We start from the raw sequence: 18,459 nt of genomic DNA, 5'->3' as shown, positions 1-18,459 counted from the left end.
GCTTTTTTTAGTGATGAAAGACATAATTTTGTCATAAATGCGCTGGAAAATTGAATTTGTGCATCATCCTAGTCCTTGAAAAGACCCTAAAATATAAAATATATAACTTGTACTTTAAGTAAAGTATTGTTTTGGACTAGGAGGAAATGCAAAAATGAATTACAAAAAGGTAGTAACATGGATTATGTTGCTTGGTATGATAGCTTATATTATTCAACCAAGTTTGACGTCAATAGTAAACACTATTAAAAACCAATCCACATTGCAAGCAAATAATTATAGCCGCTCCAGTGAATTGGTATTGAAAAACGAAAACGGACAAAAGTTGACGGATCTATCTTTAAAGGCAGCAGAAAAGACCACTGTTGCGATTGAAGATACCCATCCGAAAAATCGTTCCGTCACTATCAAATTACCGCAAAATGTGGAATTAGATCAAGCAAAGCTGCAGGCAGATAACGTGCAGAATAAAGCGACGATCGCATATGCGAAAGAAAATCATCAACTGATGATTATTTGGCAAGCCGCTGAAAAGCCAGAAGCTGAAAAGGCAGAGGAGAAAACTGAAGAAAAAGACACAACTCCTAGAAAAGCACAAATCAATCTTACTGCAAAAGCACAAGTAAATGAGAACGAAGAAAAAGGAGAAATCCAAGCTACAACCAAGGCAGATGACGGCACGCTAGAAGAAGCTGCCCCTGTGCAAGTAGTTGTAGAAAAAGAAGAACAAGCATCTAAAGACGAAGAAAAAGATGCAAAAAAAGAAGATAAAGATACAAAAGAGGAAGATAAAACTGCTGATAAAAAAGAAGAAAAAGACAAAAAGAAAAAGATCTCAACACGAGCAGCTGAAGAACAACAGGTCTATCTTTCTGATGTAAAGGAAATGAGCGTAGAATCCGGAACAGCGCCATTCACAACCGGTAAGGATGGCGATCCAGGTGAAGATACGAGTAAAGACAATGACATTGTTCGTAGTAGAGATAAAGTAACCTATCATTATGCGCTCACAACTGCCTCGCATGATGGGGAAATCTATAATAATATCGAAGTTAAAGCAACACTGAAAATGCCAGTCGAAGAAATCAATGGCCTAGGCTCTGTAGTAAATAATAATGGTAAACCATATAAATCATCTGTAACTGGGAAAACAGATTTTGTGACAGATGAGCAAACTATCAAACTAGACCAGACAGGTCGTTCAAAGTACTTTGATTTTAGCTATAACGTTGGCTTTATGCCAAATGGTCATAAAATGCCAAAACCAACAGTAGAGCTCAAAATTATGAAAGTAAATGGTGTTCCGGTGGCTGAACCGGATACAAAAGAACTAACTACTGACAAAGAATTGACGGTTTCTGCTAAGCCTATTACAAATCTGTATGCAGATGCACGATTCTCTGACGGCGAAAAATTCAACACGATCACCCAAACGGAAGATAAGCCAAATGCATATTTGCAAATCGGGGGCTTCTCAGTTTTTGCTGCTATACCAAAACCAGGACCGAATAATAGCATGTCGGGTGTTGGTTATGCGCTGCCGGATACTGGTAAGGTAAAAGTAGAATTCACCCCTTCCATGGTTGGAAGTAAGGGAACGGTTAAGGTTCCGGAGAACAGCAGTGCAATGGATGTTTATCGATATGGCTTGATGCGTAATGGTTCGCTGGATCAGCCAACAGCTTTTGACAGCTATAAAGCAAATGACTTGGCAGATATTTTATATAAAAAGATGGGGTATAACGAGCGCGAGGGAAATGGCATGCCCAAAATTGAGAATCTCCCCAACGGAAATATTTTGGTGACCTACGATATAAAGGACTATAAAGATATTGAGTTTGACAGTTATTTTGGGGATACAGTCATAAATACGGCAACGGCAATCATCTATTCCCCGCTAGAGGGAACAGATCCCAATACTATCATGACTTTCCGATATGCTCCTACTAAAGCTAGCTTTAGCTATCAAGGGGAAGAAAAGAATGTACCGGTGGGAAGGAAATATATTGACTCATGGCAGATAAAACGTATAGACTTTGACACTGTTGATCCCTTGAGATTTGAGGGTTTCAGAGTGATGAGTAATAGTAATAATGGAACTTCCGAGAGGTTATCTTACCGCTATGGAGAAAACACGCAAACCATGTATTTAGATACTTCTTTAATGAATAACTGGATCAGCCCACATTTTATATTCAAAATGTCGGGAAAAGACTATTGGAAGAGTGTTTCCCAACAGTATTCAACTAAGTTGGTCGATGAAGATGGTACAATTTATACCCCGACACTCAAATACGGAAAATTAAAAGGGAATGACTATTCGCCAGAAAAAGTATATTCCTATACAGAAGATGACTATGAGTGGAGCGGCTCACCAACAGGAGCATCAGCTGTGATGGCTGTCTATGATACAAAAGGAAAAGCTGTAACGATCGCTGATTCAGGATCTAAAAACTTTACAATAGGTATAACAGGAACGTTTCAAGATGACCTTTTACGTGGTACTAAATCAAAAGATGGCCAACCATACACCGTCGCTGCTTCTGGTTTTTCTTATGATAAACAAGGAAATAAGTTACAGGCAGTCGATACAAGTAAACCAAGTGGGTTAGTTCCATATGAATGGGACGGAGAATCAAATGGTTTTTCCGGCGGCAAGCAGGCCCCCTTCCAGAAAAACTTTTTCCTAGAACCGAGATCCATCGGTTTAGATACTGTAATGCCTTCAAGTAGGGGACTTAAATTAAAAACAATCGATCAATCCATTACAGTTGGAATGTATTTGAATTGGGAATCTGGCGAAATAGGGGAAAAAGCAGTGGTATTGAAAACGACGCTTCCAAAAGGAGTGACGTACGATGCGTCCACTGTAAAAGTTCCTGACTTTCTTAAACTGACAAGCAAAACACCAAAGGTTGAAGAACTGACAGATGGGAGCATGGTCCTGACTTGGACAGGGACCATCGATAAGCAGACAGAAAAGCTCTTCGGAAAATATGGCTCAGGAAGCATTCTCGAATTCACGGCAATGCTAGATGAAAACGAGATCGGCGATAGCACAAGATTCAGTATCGGAAATTCTATCGATATTCCACAAGCCAAATTTTCTGCCTCTGGAAATGGCTATGTCGAAATCGGCGATGATCTCCTTAAAGAATGGGGAATCGTGAAATCTGTCAGCAAGAAAGTATTAGAGCAAGGCGATAACTTTGTTTATCGATTAACAACAGATATTCGTACAGATGAACCACAAAAGAATATTAAAGTGTTGGATGTATTGCCGCGCAATGGAGAATTAGGCTCTGTCATCAACGGAAGTTATCATCTTTCCGCAATCAAGACCTCGTCAGATGATATGGAAGTTTTCTATACAGATAAAAAAGTCGACCGGAATGCCGATCCTAATAAGCTTGATATAAGTGAGGCAAATGGATGGAAGAAGTACACAAGCGGAGAACTCCCAGATGAAACCACCGCCGTCTTCTATACGATACCAGGACCGATCAGCAGTTCTAAGCAAGGTGGACAACAAGCCTTCATTGAATTTTATATCACCCCTACTGGGAATGCCTCCGGTGATATTTACCGAAATACAGTAACAGCTAACTCAGACGATGGGCTTAAACTACAAGGTAATATGTGCCGGACGGCAGTTGTCGATAGAGATATTCAAGGGAAAGCATGGATCGATGGGAATAAAGATGGTTTAGTAGGCGCTAGTGAGACTGTCTTGAAAGATGTTCCAATCAAGTTGTACAAAGAATCCGATAACGGTTCCTTAGAAGAAATAACAGAAAATCTAGAAGGCGATGATATTACTTCTCTTAAAACGGATGAAAATGGGAACTACCTTATCAAGCATTTAGATGAAGGGAACTATCGAGTTGGATTCGATCTTTCCAAAGAACTAGATACAGGAAACTATTTCATCACGAAAAAAGGGATCAACGCCTCTGACCCAAGCAGCAAAATTGATGAAAACAATAAAGAAGGCGACTATTATTTAACAGATGCATACGTCCTACCCGCAACTTCAAAATTAACGACCGACCATTTTGTTTTAGATAACATCAATGCGGGAATCACTGCATTTGCGGACTTTGAACTGAAGAAAAATGTCCTAGATAAAGATGGAACAGATATCAACAATCAGAATGTCCATGTTGATGATGTTTTAACTTATCAGTTAACAGTAAAAAATCCAGTTGCAGGTTCACAAGTCGATGATATTCAAATCACGGATGAAATTCCACAAGGATTAGAATATGTAAAGGGTACTTTAAAAGTTAATGACAAAACCATTGAAGATAAATATATCGATGGACAAAAATTGGACTACCGCGTTGATAAACTTGCAGGAGCTTCTGAATATGTAGTGAAATTTGACGTGAAAGTCACGAATCAAGCAAAAGGAACACTGACAAACATAGCAGAAGCATACGGTAAAGATAACGGAATCGATTTCTCTAAAGAGGACAGCCAAGAAGTCACATCCGATTCTACTCCGAAAATAACAAAAAGCATCGAAGACAAAGCAGCTAAATATAAACTAGGCGATATCGTCACCTATAAAATCATTGCCAGCAACGAAAAAGGGGCTCCACTCAATGAAGTAAATATAGGTGATGAACTAACCAATGATTTAGATTACGTCAAAGGAAGTACAACTATCAATGGTCAAAAAGTAAACGATAATATTTGGAGCCAAGATAATAAATTAACGTATACGACAAGTGAATTAGTCAGTGGAAGCAATATTGAAATCGTTTATAAGGCAAAAATAAAACGTGTACCAACCAATGGAGAAATAAAAAATACAGCTGTAATGAATGGTAAAAATCCATGGGGTGCAGATAAAAATGTAGAAGACACAGTTTCGCTTCAATCAGAAATGGCTGATAACGCGTTGACTGTGAAGAAAACAGTCGAAACACCAAGCGGAGAATCGCTAAACGGCAAGACCGTTCAAGTTGGCGACAAGATGCGTTATACGATCGTCGCAACGAACCAGATCGCTGGAACAGAACTGAGCGGTGTCACGATCGAAGATGCGATCGCGTCAGAACTCACCGTGGATAAAGCAAGTCTGAAAGTAGAAGATGAAGCTGGAAACGCGGTAGCGTATGATGGCGGTATCGATGGGAACAACCTATCGGTCGTGCTAGAGAAACTGGCTCATGGCCATCCAGTAAGTGTGAGCTTTGAAGTAACCGTCAGCGAAGCAGCGAGCGGGGAGATCACGAACATCGCGACCGGAAAAGTACCGGGGAACGATGAGACTCCAGAAGATAATCAGAAAGTGGATGTCCCTGTGACACCAAGCTTGAAGAAAACAGCGAGTGTGCAAGAAGCGAAGCTTGGAGATACGTATGAGTATCAAATCGAAGTGGGCAACGAAGCCGGCGGAGGTAAGTGGAACAATATCGCGATCCGTGACCAATTACCAGCGGAACTGAGCTATGTGGCAGGCAGCACGAAAGTGAACGGCCAAGCCGTCTCTGATGATGCGTGGGCAGCTGGGAAATATGAAGCTACGATCGCGAGCCTCGCAAGTGGCGCGAAACAAACGATCACGTACAAAGTCCAAGTGAAACAAGTTCCAGCGAGCGGAGTGCTGACGAATGAAGTCAGCGCCGCCGGGGAACAAAGTGACGGAAAAGCTGTAGCGGCAACGCCAGCGAGTGTAGACGTAACGGCGGGGATCCCAAGTGGAGCCTTCGGCGTGAAGAAAACAGTCGAAACACCAACCGGAGAATCGCTAAACGGCAAGACCGTTCAAGTCGGCGACAAGATGCGTTATACGATCGTCGCAACGAACCAGATCGCCGGAACGGAACTGAGCGGCGTCACGATCGAAGATGCGATCGCGTCAGAACTCACCGTGGATAAAGCAAGTCTGAAAGTAGAAGATGAAGCTGGGAACGCGGTAGCGTATGATGGCGGTATCGATGGGAACAACCTATCGGTCGTGCTAGAGAAACTGGCTCATGGCCATCCAGTAAGTGTAAGCTTTGAAGTAACTGTCAGCGAAGCAGCGAGCGGGGAGATCACGAACATCGCGACCGGAAAAGTACCGGGGAACGATGAGACTCCAGAAGATAATCAGAAAGTGGATGTCCCTGTGACACCAAGCTTGAAGAAAACAGCGAGTGTGCAAGAAGCGAAGCTTGGAGATACGTATGAGTATCAAATCGAAGTGGGCAACGAAGCCGGCGGAGGTAAGTGGAACAATATCGCGATCCGTGACCAATTACCAGCGGAACTGAGCTATGTGGCAGGCAGCACGAAAGTGAACGGCCAAGCCGTCTCCGATGATGCGTGGGCAGCTGGGAAATATGAAGCTACGATCGCGAGCCTCGCAAGTGGCGCGAAACAAACGATCACGTACAAAGTCCAAGTGAAACAAGTTCCAGCGAGCGGAGTGCTGACGAATGAAGTCAGCGCCGCCGGGGAACAAAGTGACGGAAAAGCTGTAGCGGCAACGCCAGCGAGTGTAGACGTAACGGCGGGGATCCCAAGTGGAGCCTTCGGCGTGAAGAAAACAGTCGAAACACCAACCGGAGAATCGCTAAACGGCAAGACCGTTCAAGTTGGCGACAAGATGCGTTATACGATCGTCGCAACGAACCAGATCGCCGGAACAGAACTGAGCGGTGTCACGATCGAAGATGCGATCGCGTCAGAACTTACCGTGGATAAAGCAAGTCTGAAAGTAGAAGATGAAGCTGGAAACGCGGTAGCGTATGATGGCGGTATCGATGGGAACAACCTATCGGTCGTGCTAGAGAAACTGACTCATGGCCATCCAGTAAGTGTGAGCTTTGAAGTAACCGTCAGCGAAGCAGCGAGCGGGGAGATCACGAACATCGCGACCGGAAAAGTACCGGGGAACGATGAGACTCCAGAAGATAATCAGAAAGTGGATGTCCCTGTGACACCAAGCTTGAAGAAAACAGCGAGTGTGCAAGAAGCGAAGCTTGGGGATACGTATGAGTATCAAATCGAAGTGGGCAACGAAGCCGGCGGAGGTAAGTGGAACAATATCGCGATCCGTGACCAATTACCAGCGGAACTGAGCTATGTGGCAGGCAGCACGAAAGTGAACGGCCAAGCCGTCTCCGATGATGCATGGGCAGCTGGGAAATATGAAGCTACGATCGCGAGCCTCGCAAGTGGCGCGAAACAAACGATCACATACAAAGTCCAAGTGAAACAAGTTCCAGCGAGCGGAGTGCTTACGAATGAAGTCAGCGCCGCCGGGGAACAAAGTGATGGAAAAGCTGTAGCGGCAACGCCAGCGAGTGTAGACGTAACGGCGGGGATCCCAAGTGGAGCCTTCGGCGTGAAGAAAACAGTCGAAACACCAAGCGGAGAATCGCTAAACGGCAAGACCGTTCAAGTTGGCGACAAGATGCGTTACACGATCGTCGCAACGAACCAGATCGCTGGAACGGAACTGAGCGGCGTCACGATCGAAGATGCGATCGCGTCAGAACTTACCGTGGATAAAGCAAGTCTGAAAGTAGAAGATGAAGCTGGGAACGCGGTAGCGTATGATGGCGGTATCGATGGGAACAACCTATCGGTCGTGCTAGAGAAACTGGCTCATGGCCATCCAGTAAGTGTAAGCTTTGAAGTAACTGTCAGCGAAGCAGCGAGCGGGGAGATCACGAACATCGCGACCGGAAAAGTACCGGGGAACGATGAGACTCCAGAAGATAATCAGAAAGTGGATGTCCCTGTGACACCAAGCTTGAAGAAAACAGCGAGTGTGCAAGAAGCGAAGCTTGGAGATACGTATGAGTATCAAATCGAAGTGGGCAACGAAGCCGGCGGAGGTAAGTGGAACAATATCGCGATCCGTGACCAATTACCAGCGGAACTGAGCTATGTGGCAGGCAGCACGAAAGTGAACGGCCAAGCCGTCTCCGATGATGCGTGGGCAGCTGGGAAATATGAAGCTACGATCGCGAGCCTCGCAAGTGGCGCGAAACAAACGATCACATACAAAGTCCAAGTGAAACAAGTTCCAGCGAGCGGAGTGCTTACGAATGAAGTCAGCGCCGCCGGGGAACAAAGTGATGGAAAAGCTGTAGCGGCAACGCCAGCGAGTGTAGACGTAACGGCGGGGATCCCAAGTGGAGCCTTCGGCGTGAAGAAAACAGTCGAAACACCAAGCGGAGAATCGCTAAACGGCAAGACCGTTCAAGTTGGCGACAAGATGCGTTACACGATCGTCGCAACGAACCAGATCGCTGGAACGGAACTGAGCGGCGTCACGATCGAAGATGCGATCGCGTCAGAACTTACCGTGGATAAAGCAAGTCTGAAAGTAGAAGATGAAGCTGGGAACGCGGTAGCGTATGATGGCGGTATCGATGGGAACAACCTATCGGTCGTGCTAGAGAAACTGGCTCATGGCCATCCAGTAAGTGTAAGCTTTGAAGTAACTGTCAGCGAAGCAGCGAGCGGGGAGATCACGAACATCGCGACCGGAAAAGTACCGGGGAACGATGAGACTCCAGAAGATAATCAGAAAGTGGATGTCCCTGTGACACCAAGCTTGAAGAAAACAGCGAGTGTGCAAGAAGCGAAGCTTGGAGATACGTATGAGTATCAAATCGAAGTGGGCAACGAAGCCGGCGGAGGTAAGTGGAACAATATCGCGATCCGTGACCAATTACCAGCGGAACTGAGCTATGTGGCAGGCAGCACGAAAGTGAACGGCCAAGCCGTCTCCGATGATGCGTGGGCAGCTGGGAAATATGAAGCTACGATCGCGAGCCTCGCAAGTGGCGCGAAACAAACGATCACGTACAAAGTCCAAGTGAAACAAGTTCCAGCGAGCGGAGTGCTTACGAATGAAGTCAGCGCCGCCGGGGAACAAAGTGATGGAAAAGCTGTAGCGGCAACGCCAGCGAGTGTAGACGTAACGGCGGGGATCCCAAGTGGAGCCTTCGGCGTGAAGAAAACAGTCGAAACACCAAGCGGAGAATCGCTAAACGGCAAGACCGTTCAAGTTGGCGACAAGATGCGTTACACGATCGTCGCAACGAACCAGATCGCTGGAACGGAACTGAGCGGCGTCACGATCGAAGATGCGATCGCGTCAGAACTTACCGTGGATAAAGCAAGTCTGAAAGTAGAAGATGAAGCTGGAAACGCGGTAGCGTATGATGGCGGTATCGATGGGAACAACCTATCGGTCGTGCTAGAGAAACTGACTCATGGCCATCCAGTAAGTGTGAGCTTTGAAGTAACTGTCAGCGAAGCAGCGAGCGGGGAGATCACGAACATCGCGACCGGAAAAGTACCGGGGAACGATGAGACTCCAGAAGATAATCAGAAAGTGGATGTCCCTGTGACACCAAGCTTGAAGAAAACAGCGAGTGTGCAAGAAGCGAAGCTTGGAGATACGTATGAGTATCAAATCGAAGTGGGCAACGAAGCCGGCGGAGGTAAGTGGAACAATATCGCGATCCGTGACCAATTACCAGCGGAACTGAGCTATGTGGCAGGCAGCACGAAAGTGAACGGCCAAGCCGTCTCCGATGATGCGTGGGCAGCTGGGAAATATGAAGCTACGATCGCGAGCCTCGCAAGTGGCGCGAAACAAACGATCACGTACAAAGTCCAAGTGAAACAAGTTCCAGCGAGCGGAGTGCTTACGAATGAAGTCAGCGCCGCCGGGGAACAAAGTGACGGAAAAGCTGTAGCGGCAACGCCAGCGAGTGTAGACGTAACGGCGGGGATCCCAAGTGGAGCCTTCGGCGTGAAGAAAACAGTCGAAACACCAAGCGGAGAATCGCTAAACGGCAAGACCGTTCAAGTTGGCGACAAGATGCGTTATACGATCGTCGCAACGAACCAGATCGCCGGAACAGAACTGAGCGGTGTCACGATCGAAGATGCGATCGCGTCAGAACTTACCGTGGATAAAGCAAGTCTGAAAGTAGAAGATGAAGCTGGAAACGCGGTAGCGTATGATGGCGGTATCGATGGGAACAACCTATCGGTCGTGCTAGAGAAACTGACTCATGGCCATCCAGTAAGTGTGAGCTTTGAAGTAACCGTCAGCGAAGCAGCGAGCGGGGAGATCACGAACATCGCGACCGGAAAAGTACCGGGGAACGATGAGACTCCAGAAGATAATCAGAAAGTGGATGTCCCTGTGACACCAAGCTTGAAGAAAACAGCGAGTGTGCAAGAAGCGAAGCTTGGGGATACGTATGAGTATCAAATCGAAGTGGGCAACGAAGCCGGCGGAGGTAAGTGGAACAATATCGCGATCCGTGACCAATTACCAGCGGAACTGAGCTATGTGGCAGGCAGCACGAAAGTGAACGGCCAAGCCGTCTCCGATGATGCATGGGCAGCTGGGAAATATGAAGCTACGATCGCGAGCCTCGCAAGTGGCGCGAAACAAACGATCACATACAAAGTCCAAGTGAAACAAGTTCCAGCGAGCGGAGTGCTTACGAATGAAGTCAGCGCCGCCGGGGAACAAAGTGATGGAAAAGCTGTAGCGGCAACGCCAGCGAGTGTAGACGTAACGGCGGGGATCCCAAGTGGAGCCTTCGGCGTGAAGAAAACAGTCGAAACACCAAGCGGAGAATCGCTAAACGGCAAGACCGTTCAAGTTGGCGACAAGATGCGTTACACGATCGTCGCAACGAACCAGATCGCTGGAACGGAACTGAGCGGCGTCACGATCGAAGATGCGATCGCGTCAGAACTTACCGTGGATAAAGCAAGTCTGAAAGTAGAAGATGAAGCTGGGAACGCGGTAGCGTATGATGGCGGTATCGATGGGAACAACCTATCGGTCGTGCTAGAGAAACTGGCTCATGGCCATCCAGTAAGTGTAAGCTTTGAAGTAACTGTCAGCGAAGCAGCGAGCGGGGAGATCACGAACATCGCGACCGGAAAAGTACCGGGGAACGATGAGACTCCAGAAGATAATCAGAAAGTGGATGTCCCTGTGACACCAAGCTTGAAGAAAACAGCGAGTGTGCAAGAAGCGAAGCTTGGAGATACGTATGAGTATCAAATCGAAGTGGGCAACGAAGCCGGCGGAGGTAAGTGGAACAATATCGCGATCCGTGACCAATTACCAGCGGAACTGAGCTATGTGGCAGGCAGCACGAAAGTGAACGGCCAAGCCGTCTCCGATGATGCGTGGGCAGCTGGGAAATATGAAGCTACGATCGCGAGCCTCGCAAGTGGCGCGAAACAAACGATCACGTACAAAGTCCAAGTGAAACAAGTTCCAGCGAGCGGAGTGCTTACGAATGAAGTCAGCGCCGCCGGGGAACAAAGTGACGGAAAAGCTGTAGCGGCAACGCCAGCGAGTGTAGACGTAACGGCGGGGATCCCAAGTGGAGCCTTCGGCGTGAAGAAAACAGTCGAAACACCAAGCGGAGAATCGCTAAACGGCAAGACCGTTCAAGTTGGCGACAAGATGCGTTATACGATCGTCGCAACGAACCAGATCGCCGGAACAGAACTGAGCGGTGTCACGATCGAAGATGCGATCGCGTCAGAACTTACCGTGGATAAAGCAAGTCTGAAAGTAGAAGATGAAGCTGGAAACGCGGTAGCGTATGATGGCGGTATCGATGGGAACAACCTATCGGTCGTGCTAGAGAAACTGACTCATGGCCATCCAGTAAGTGTGAGCTTTGAAGTAACCGTCAGCGAAGCAGCGAGCGGGGAGATCACGAACATCGCGACCGGAAAAGTACCGGGGAACGATGAGACTCCAGAAGATAATCAGAAAGTGGATGTCCCTGTGACACCAAGCTTGAAGAAAACAGCGAGTGTGCAAGAAGCGAAGCTTGGGGATACGTATGAGTATCAAATCGAAGTGGGCAACGAAGCCGGCGGAGGTAAGTGGAACAATATCGCGATCCGTGACCAATTACCAGCGGAACTGAGCTATGTGGCAGGCAGCACGAAAGTGAACGGCCAAGCCGTCTCCGATGATGCGTGGGCAGCTGGGAAATATGAAGCTACGATCGCGAGCCTCGCAAGTGGCGCGAAACAAACGATCACATACAAAGTCCAAGTGAAACAAGTTCCAGCGAGCGGAGTGCTTACGAATGAAGTCAGCGCCGCCGGGGAACAAAGTGACGGAAAAGCTGTAGCGGCAACGCCAGCGAGTGTAGACGTAACGGCGGGGATCCCAAGTGGAGCCTTCGGCGTGAAGAAAACAGTCGAAACACCAAGCGGAGAATCGCTAAACGGCAAGACCGTTCAAGTTGGCGACAAGATGCGTTACACGATCGTCGCAACGAACCAGATCGCCGGAACAGAACTGAGCGGTGTCACGATCGAAGATGCGATCGCGTCAGAACTTACCGTGGATAAAGCAAGTCTGAAAGTAGAAGATGAAGCTGGAAACGCGGTAGCGTATGATGGCGGTATCGATGGGAACAACCTATCGGTCGTGCTAGAGAAACTGGCTCATGGCCATCCAGTAAGTGTAAGCTTTGAAGTAACTGTCAGCGAAGCAGCGAGCGGGGAGATCACGAACATCGCGACCGGAAAAGTACCGGGGAACGATGAGACTCCAGAAGATAATCAGAAAGTGGATGTCCCTGTGACACCAAGCTTGAAGAAAACAGCGAGTGTGCAAGAAGCGAAGCTTGGAGATACGTATGAGTATCAAATCGAAGTGGGCAACGAAGCCGGCGGAGGTAAGTGGAACAATATCGCGATCCGTGACCAATTACCAGCGGAACTGAGCTATGTGGCAGGCAGCACGAAAGTGAACGGCCAAGCCGTCTCCGATGATGCATGGGCAGCTGGGAAATATGAAGCTACGATCGCGAGCCTCGCAAGTGGCGCGAAACAAACGATCACATACAAAGTCCAAGTGAAACAAGTTCCAGCGAGCGGAGTGCTTACGAATGAAGTCAGCGCCGCCGGGGAACAAAGTGATGGAAAAGCTGTAGCGGCAACGCCAGCGAGTGTAGACGTAACGGCGGGGATCCCAAGTGGAGCCTTCGGCGTGAAGAAAACAGTCGAAACACCAAGCGGAGAATCGCTAAACGGCAAGACCGTTCAAGTTGGCGACAAGATGCGTTACACGATCGTCGCAACGAACCAGATCGCTGGAACGGAACTGAGCGGCGTCACGATCGAAGATGCGATCGCGTCAGAACTTACCGTGGATAAAGCAAGTCTGAAAGTAGAAGATGAAGCTGGGAACGCGGTAGCGTATGATGGCGGTATCGATGGGAACAACCTATCGGTCGTGCTAGAGAAACTGGCTCATGGCCATCCAGTAAGTGTAAGCTTTGAAGTAACTGTCAGCGAAGCAGCGAGCGGGGAGATCACGAACATCGCGACCGGAAAAGTACCGGGGAACGATGAGACTCCAGAAGATAATCAGAAAGTGGATGTCCCTGTGACACCAAGCTTGAAGAAAACAGCGAGTGTGCAAGAAGCGAAGCTTGGAGATACGTATGAGTATCAAATCGAAGTGGGCAACGAAGCCGGCGGAGGTAAGTGGAACAATATCGCGATCCGTGACCAATTACCAGCGGAACTGAGCTATGTGGCAGGCAGCACGAAAGTGAACGGCCAAGCCGTCTCCGATGATGCGTGGGCAGCTGGGAAATATGAAGCTACGATCGCGAGCCTCGCAAGTGGCGCGAAACAAACGATCACGTACAAAGTCCAAGTGAAACAAGTTCCAGCGAGCGGAGTGCTTACGAATGAAGTCAGTGCCGCCGGGGAACAAAGTGACGGAAAAGCTGTAGCGGCAACGCCAGCGAGTGTAGATGTAAAAATAAATAAACAAGAACCAAAACCAAATCCGAGTCCAGATCCAGATCCGAAACCGAGCCCAACACCGGATCCAAAACCAAATCCAGCACCACATAACAACCCAGACACAAAACCGCATTCAGAAATCAAAAAGTTCATTGACTCGATCTTGCCAAAAACTGGAGATCAGTTCTTATGGATGTACACAATCATCGGTTTGCTATTAATAGCAACAGCGATCTACGTGTGGAAAAGAAAAAGAAAATAACGAAAACAGCTCAAGATAACTAGCTATCTTGAGCTGTTTTTTATCTAAAAATCAAAATCTTCTTATCCGAGCAATTTTGGATTGTACTTTTAAAAAAAATCATCTATGATAGTAATAGAACAATAAGTAGGAGGAGACATTAGATGATTGATTTTTACTGGTATCCCAAATGCACAACATGCAAAAAAGCAAAAAAATGGTTAAATGATAATGAAGTAGAAGTAAACGAAATTGACATCACCGAAGATACTCCTAGTGCAGCAAAACTCCAAGCATTACATGAAAAAAGCGGACTTCCGATTCGTCGTTTTTTCAATACAAGTGGTATCAAATATCGTGAGCTTGGTCTGAAAGATAAAATCGATCACATGTCTTTGCAAGAAGCATATACGCTACTTGCTTCTGACGGGAAATTAATTAAGCGTCCACTGACAACAGACGGTGAAAATATTACATTAGGATTTAGTGAAGATAGTTATGAAAGCACTTGGAAATAATAATTAGGGGAGGAAATACAAATGAGTTTGCCAAAAGATTATCTATATACAGAAGAACATGAATGGGTAAAACAAGAAACAGAGGGCGTTCGTGTAGGTATCACAGATTTCGCGCAAGATCAGTTGGGAGATATCGTTTTCGTTGAACTTCCTGAAGTTGGTGCAACAATTGAGCAAGGGGACTCCATCGGTAGTATCGAGTCTGTTAAAACGGTTTCTGATTTTTACGCACCTGTAAGTGGGAAAATCGTGGAAGTAAACGAAGCGTTGGAAGATGCACCAGAAATGATCAATAGCGATCCATACAACGAAGGCTGGATCTTGAAAATAGAAGAACTAGAAGAGTCGCAGCTAGATGAATTGCTAAACAGCGATGCTTACGAAGAAACTTTAGATTAAAGAAAGAATGAAATAGCTATGGATATATGGGCTCGTCCCGATTTAGAACAAGCAGAATCTTTGGATAAAAATTTTTATGTTTATTTTTTCTCGCCGATGTGTGGCGCTTGTCAGTTTGCAAGTCAGCTGATCGAGATTATTGAGCAATCCGATGACTGGGAGCAGCCTTTAGCGAAAATGGATTTGAACTTTGTGCCTGAGGTTGCGGAAAGATTGCAGATCACCTCGGTTCCTGCACTCGTTTTCTTTGAAAATGGCAAAGCTAAGCGCATCAGTTATGACTTAGGCAATATTTCATCGATTTATGATTTTTTTCAAAAATAGTGATGGCTTGCTCCCTGAGAAGTACTTGGGAAGCAAGCTGTTTTTCAAAGTATAAGTTGCGCTAAGGCAAAATAGTTTCGTTCACTTTATAGAAGTGGAGACCGTTAAAAAGATTGCTGTAGACCCACTACCATCCTGTATGATATGATAATTCAGGTTTACCGAATCGGTGGAAATTGGAGGAAGCAGAATGAATCATTTAAATTTAACTATTCTATCAGTATTCAGTAACTTTTTCATTGTCGTATTAAAATTGATTGTTGGCGTTCTTACAGGTTCGGTAGCAGTTATCTCAGAAGGCATACACTCATTTATGGATCTGTTTGCTTCTGTCATTACCTTCTTCTCGATTCGGATATCTAATCGTCCGGCTGATGAAGATCACCCCTATGGGCATGGAAAAGCAGAAAATATTGCTGGAACAATCGAAACATTGTTGATTTTTGTAGCGGGTATTTGGATTATTTATGAATCTGTCAATAAATTTATTACACCGCATGAAATACGATTACCAGGGCTAGGTATCGGTGTGATGTTGCTGGGAGCCACGATAAACTTAGTGATCTCCATGATCATCAAACGTGCGGCCATCAAGCAGAACTCGGTAGCAATGAAGTCAAATGCCTTACATTTATATACAGATGTATTTACATCTGTCGGGATCGCCTTCAGTTTGTTTTTAGTCTATCTTACTGGCTGGTTGTGGCTAGATCCAGTTATCGCAATCATCACAGCGATCTATATTATGTATGAAGCATGGCAATTGTTAAAAGAATCGTTCCCCCCACTGATGGACGAGCGCTTATCTCCCGATGAGGAGAAAGAGATCAAGCGGATCATTGAGTCATATAGTGATAACTACATCGAGTTCCATGATTTTCGCTCCAGAAGAGCAGGGGCAGAAGAATATATTGATTTTCACCTCGTTTTTCCGGCAAGCATGTCAATCGAAGAGGCACACCATTTGTGTGACGAGATCGAGACAGCAGTCAATGATTTTTATTCGAAAGCGCAGGTATTGATCCACATCGAACCAGAGGAAGAACGGAAAAATAAATAATAATGAAAAGAAATCTATCTTGAGACGGATTTCTTTTTTTATATTGAAAATGATACAATAGAAACAAGACTATGCCGGAAAGGAAAATGAATCATGACTTCCATATTGATTGCAGATGACGACAAAGAGATTGTAGATTTGGTAAAGCTATACCTCCAAAACGAGGGCTATCAGATCTATCAAGCCTATAATGGAAAAGAAGCCTGGGAGATCGTTCAAGATAAAATGCCGTCCTTAGTGATTCTGGATGTAATGATGCCGGAGATGGACGGACTAGAGGTCTGTAAAAAAATGCGCAATGAAAATATTTTGACGCCGATCTTGATGTTGAGTGCGAAAGCAGAAGATAATGACAAGATCATGGGGCTCTTAACAGGAGCTGATGATTATATGGTCAAGCCTTTCAATCCGCTTGAGCTATCTGTACGCGTAAAAGTGATTCTGAGAAGGATCCAGAATATCCGAGCCAATAGTAGTGTCGATACAGCTAAAACGATCATTGGCCCGATCGTGATCGATAAAGATCAGCACATTGTGACGGTGAATGAAAAAGAGCTACATTTGACGACTTCCGAATTTGATATTTTATATTTGCTGGCCAGTGAACCGGGACGTGTTTTTAGCTCAGAATATATTTTTGAAAAGATCTGGCAGGAGAAAGCGCTTGGAGCAAGTAAAACGGTGATGGTCCACATCAGTAATTTACGAGATAAACTTCGCGTTGCTATGGCGGGAGAAAATGTTATCAAGACCATCTGGGGAGTGGGCTATAAAATTGAACTTTAAAAAAATCTTTCTACATGTCAGCCGAATGATGAATATTTGGCAGGTAGCATTCTTTGCGGTTTTATCATGGATGTTCGCATTGTTTTTGCTGCGGACGATGTATCTCTGGTTAGTAGCGATCCGCGATGATTCTATTGTACTCAAGGGATTATCAGATTCTTTTGTCCGCCTATTTGGCAAGACGAAATATACCCAACTGCGGGAGTCTATCGGGTTTGGGATCACGAAATATATCGTTGTTCTACTGCTCGCGACTTTGATTTTCTATTTATTCTACCGCTTTTGCCGGCATCAAATATTTAAGAAACAGCTGCGGACGATCAATTTTGCATTGCGGGAAGACCGTCCTGTGGATACCGCCAGTTATGTAAAGGATATCCAAGAGCTGGAAGAAAATATTGAGAATATGCGTAAACGGCAGCGTGTGCTTATGGAACAAGAATCACAAGCTCAAAAGGCGAAAAATGATTTGATTACCAACGTATCACATGATCTACGGACGCCGCTGACTTCGATCTTGGGTTACCTAAGCTTTATTCACGAAGACCGCTATCGTGATGAGATCGAACTGCGCTATTACACCGAATTAGTGTATGGCAAGGCGAAGCATCTTCATAAGTTGATTGACGACTTGTTTTCCTATACCCGTTTGGAAAGTACGGAATATCCGCTGAAACATGATATGCTTGATATGAACGAACTACTGAGCCAGCTTGTTTTAGAGTTCGAAGCACAAGCAGCTGAACGAAAAATCAAGATCAATGAGAGCTATCAACTTGATAAATTGATCGTAACAGGTGATGGGAATCAGATCATGCGGCTATTTGAAAATTTATTTTCCAATGCGCTCCGCTATGGCGAAAATGAGTTGGAGATCGTAGCTCGAAAAGAAGAAGAAATGGCTGTGGTCGAGGTTTCTAATTATGGAGAGGAAATCCCAGCTATCGATTTGCCATATTTATTCGATCGTTTTTATAAAGTCGACAAAAATCGGACGACCACTGGAACGGGGCTTGGGCTTGCGATCGCGAAGTCGATCGTAGAGAAGCACGGCGGGATCGTGACCGCAGAGAGCAAAAATCGCAAAACGACATTTATTGTCAAATTACCGCTTGCTGAGCATCAAAGTCGGAAAAATTGTTCGTATTCAATCAATAGTTGACAAAATTAAGCAGTTCGGTGTAATATAAACGAACAGCAATTATAACTAATAAAATCATATTCTTATCAAGAGCGGTGGAGGGAAATGCCCTACGAAGCCCGGCAACCTAAGCAATTTGCTTAAGGTGCTAATTCATGCAAAACATTTGTTTTGGAAGATGAGAAGAAAGTAATCGACCTCTAAATCGTCG

Annotated in this window: 7 protein-coding genes and 1 riboswitch; all 7 genes read left to right on the top strand. The window is 45.8% G+C overall.

Going from position 1 to position 18,459, the window contains the following annotated elements; all coding sequences use genetic code 11:
• Positions 1-154: 154 nt before the first annotated feature.
• The 7 genes from EL241_RS11640 (at position 155) to EL241_RS11610 (ending at position 18,269) form a co-directional block, all read left to right on the top strand.
• Positions 155-14,041, top strand: coding sequence for an isopeptide-forming domain-containing fimbrial protein (locus tag EL241_RS11640; protein WP_126320609.1), 13,887 nt, complete (start codon positions 155-157; stop codon positions 14,039-14,041).
• Positions 14,042-14,184: 143 nt separating this feature from the next.
• Entirely contained in the window at positions 14,185-14,538 is a 354-nt protein-coding gene (locus tag EL241_RS11635) for an arsenate reductase family protein (protein ID WP_003759107.1), read from the top strand.
• 21 nt (positions 14,539-14,559) lie between these two features.
• Complete coding sequence (gene gcvH, locus EL241_RS11630) at positions 14,560-14,937, top strand: glycine cleavage system protein GcvH (protein WP_003759108.1); 378 nt, start codon at positions 14,560-14,562, stop codon at positions 14,935-14,937.
• An 18-nt stretch (positions 14,938-14,955) separates the two neighbouring features.
• Positions 14,956-15,261, top strand: a complete 306-nt coding sequence (locus EL241_RS11625) for a thioredoxin family protein (protein ID WP_036108140.1) — start codon at positions 14,956-14,958, stop codon at positions 15,259-15,261.
• Positions 15,262-15,451: 190 nt separating this feature from the next.
• Positions 15,452-16,321 carry a cation diffusion facilitator family transporter gene (locus EL241_RS11620; RefSeq protein WP_036108143.1) on the top strand — a complete coding sequence of 290 codons (870 nt, stop codon included), beginning with the start codon at positions 15,452-15,454 and terminating at the stop codon, positions 16,319-16,321.
• A 90-nt stretch (positions 16,322-16,411) separates the two neighbouring features.
• Positions 16,412-17,107: a response regulator transcription factor gene (locus EL241_RS11615; RefSeq protein WP_126320608.1), complete on the top strand. Its 696-nt coding sequence runs from the start codon at positions 16,412-16,414 to the stop codon at positions 17,105-17,107.
• Positions 17,091-18,269 carry a sensor histidine kinase gene (locus EL241_RS11610; RefSeq protein ID WP_232020877.1) on the top strand — a complete coding sequence of 393 codons (1,179 nt, stop codon included), beginning with the start codon at positions 17,091-17,093 and terminating at the stop codon, positions 18,267-18,269. The genes EL241_RS11615 and EL241_RS11610 overlap by 17 nt, the downstream gene beginning before the upstream one ends.
• A 59-nt stretch (positions 18,270-18,328) precedes the next feature.
• Positions 18,329-18,433, top strand: a riboswitch (SAM riboswitch).
• Positions 18,434-18,459 lie beyond the last annotated feature (26 nt).

The sequence above is a fragment of the Listeria grayi genome, from assembly GCF_900638015.1.
GTDB classification, from domain to species: Bacteria; Bacillota; Bacilli; order Lactobacillales; family Listeriaceae; genus Listeria; species Listeria grayi.
The sequence above is the reverse complement of the archived record's forward strand: the minus strand, read 5'-3'. Positions and strand labels throughout refer to the sequence as shown.

Bases quoted from the DNA above. Each gene is read 5' to 3' on its own strand.
- EL241_RS11625 (WP_036108140.1), top strand. From the start codon at position 14,956: ATGGATATATGGGCTCGTCCCGATTTAGAACAAGCAGAATCTTTGGAT.
- EL241_RS11635 (WP_003759107.1), top strand. From the start codon at position 14,185: ATGATTGATTTTTACTGGTATCCCAAATGCACAACATGCAAAAAAGCA.
- EL241_RS11640 (WP_126320609.1), top strand. From the start codon at position 155: ATGAATTACAAAAAGGTAGTAACATGGATTATGTTGCTTGGTATGATA.
- gcvH (WP_003759108.1), top strand. From the start codon at position 14,560: ATGAGTTTGCCAAAAGATTATCTATATACAGAAGAACATGAATGGGTA.
- EL241_RS11620 (WP_036108143.1), top strand. From the start codon at position 15,452: ATGAATCATTTAAATTTAACTATTCTATCAGTATTCAGTAACTTTTTC.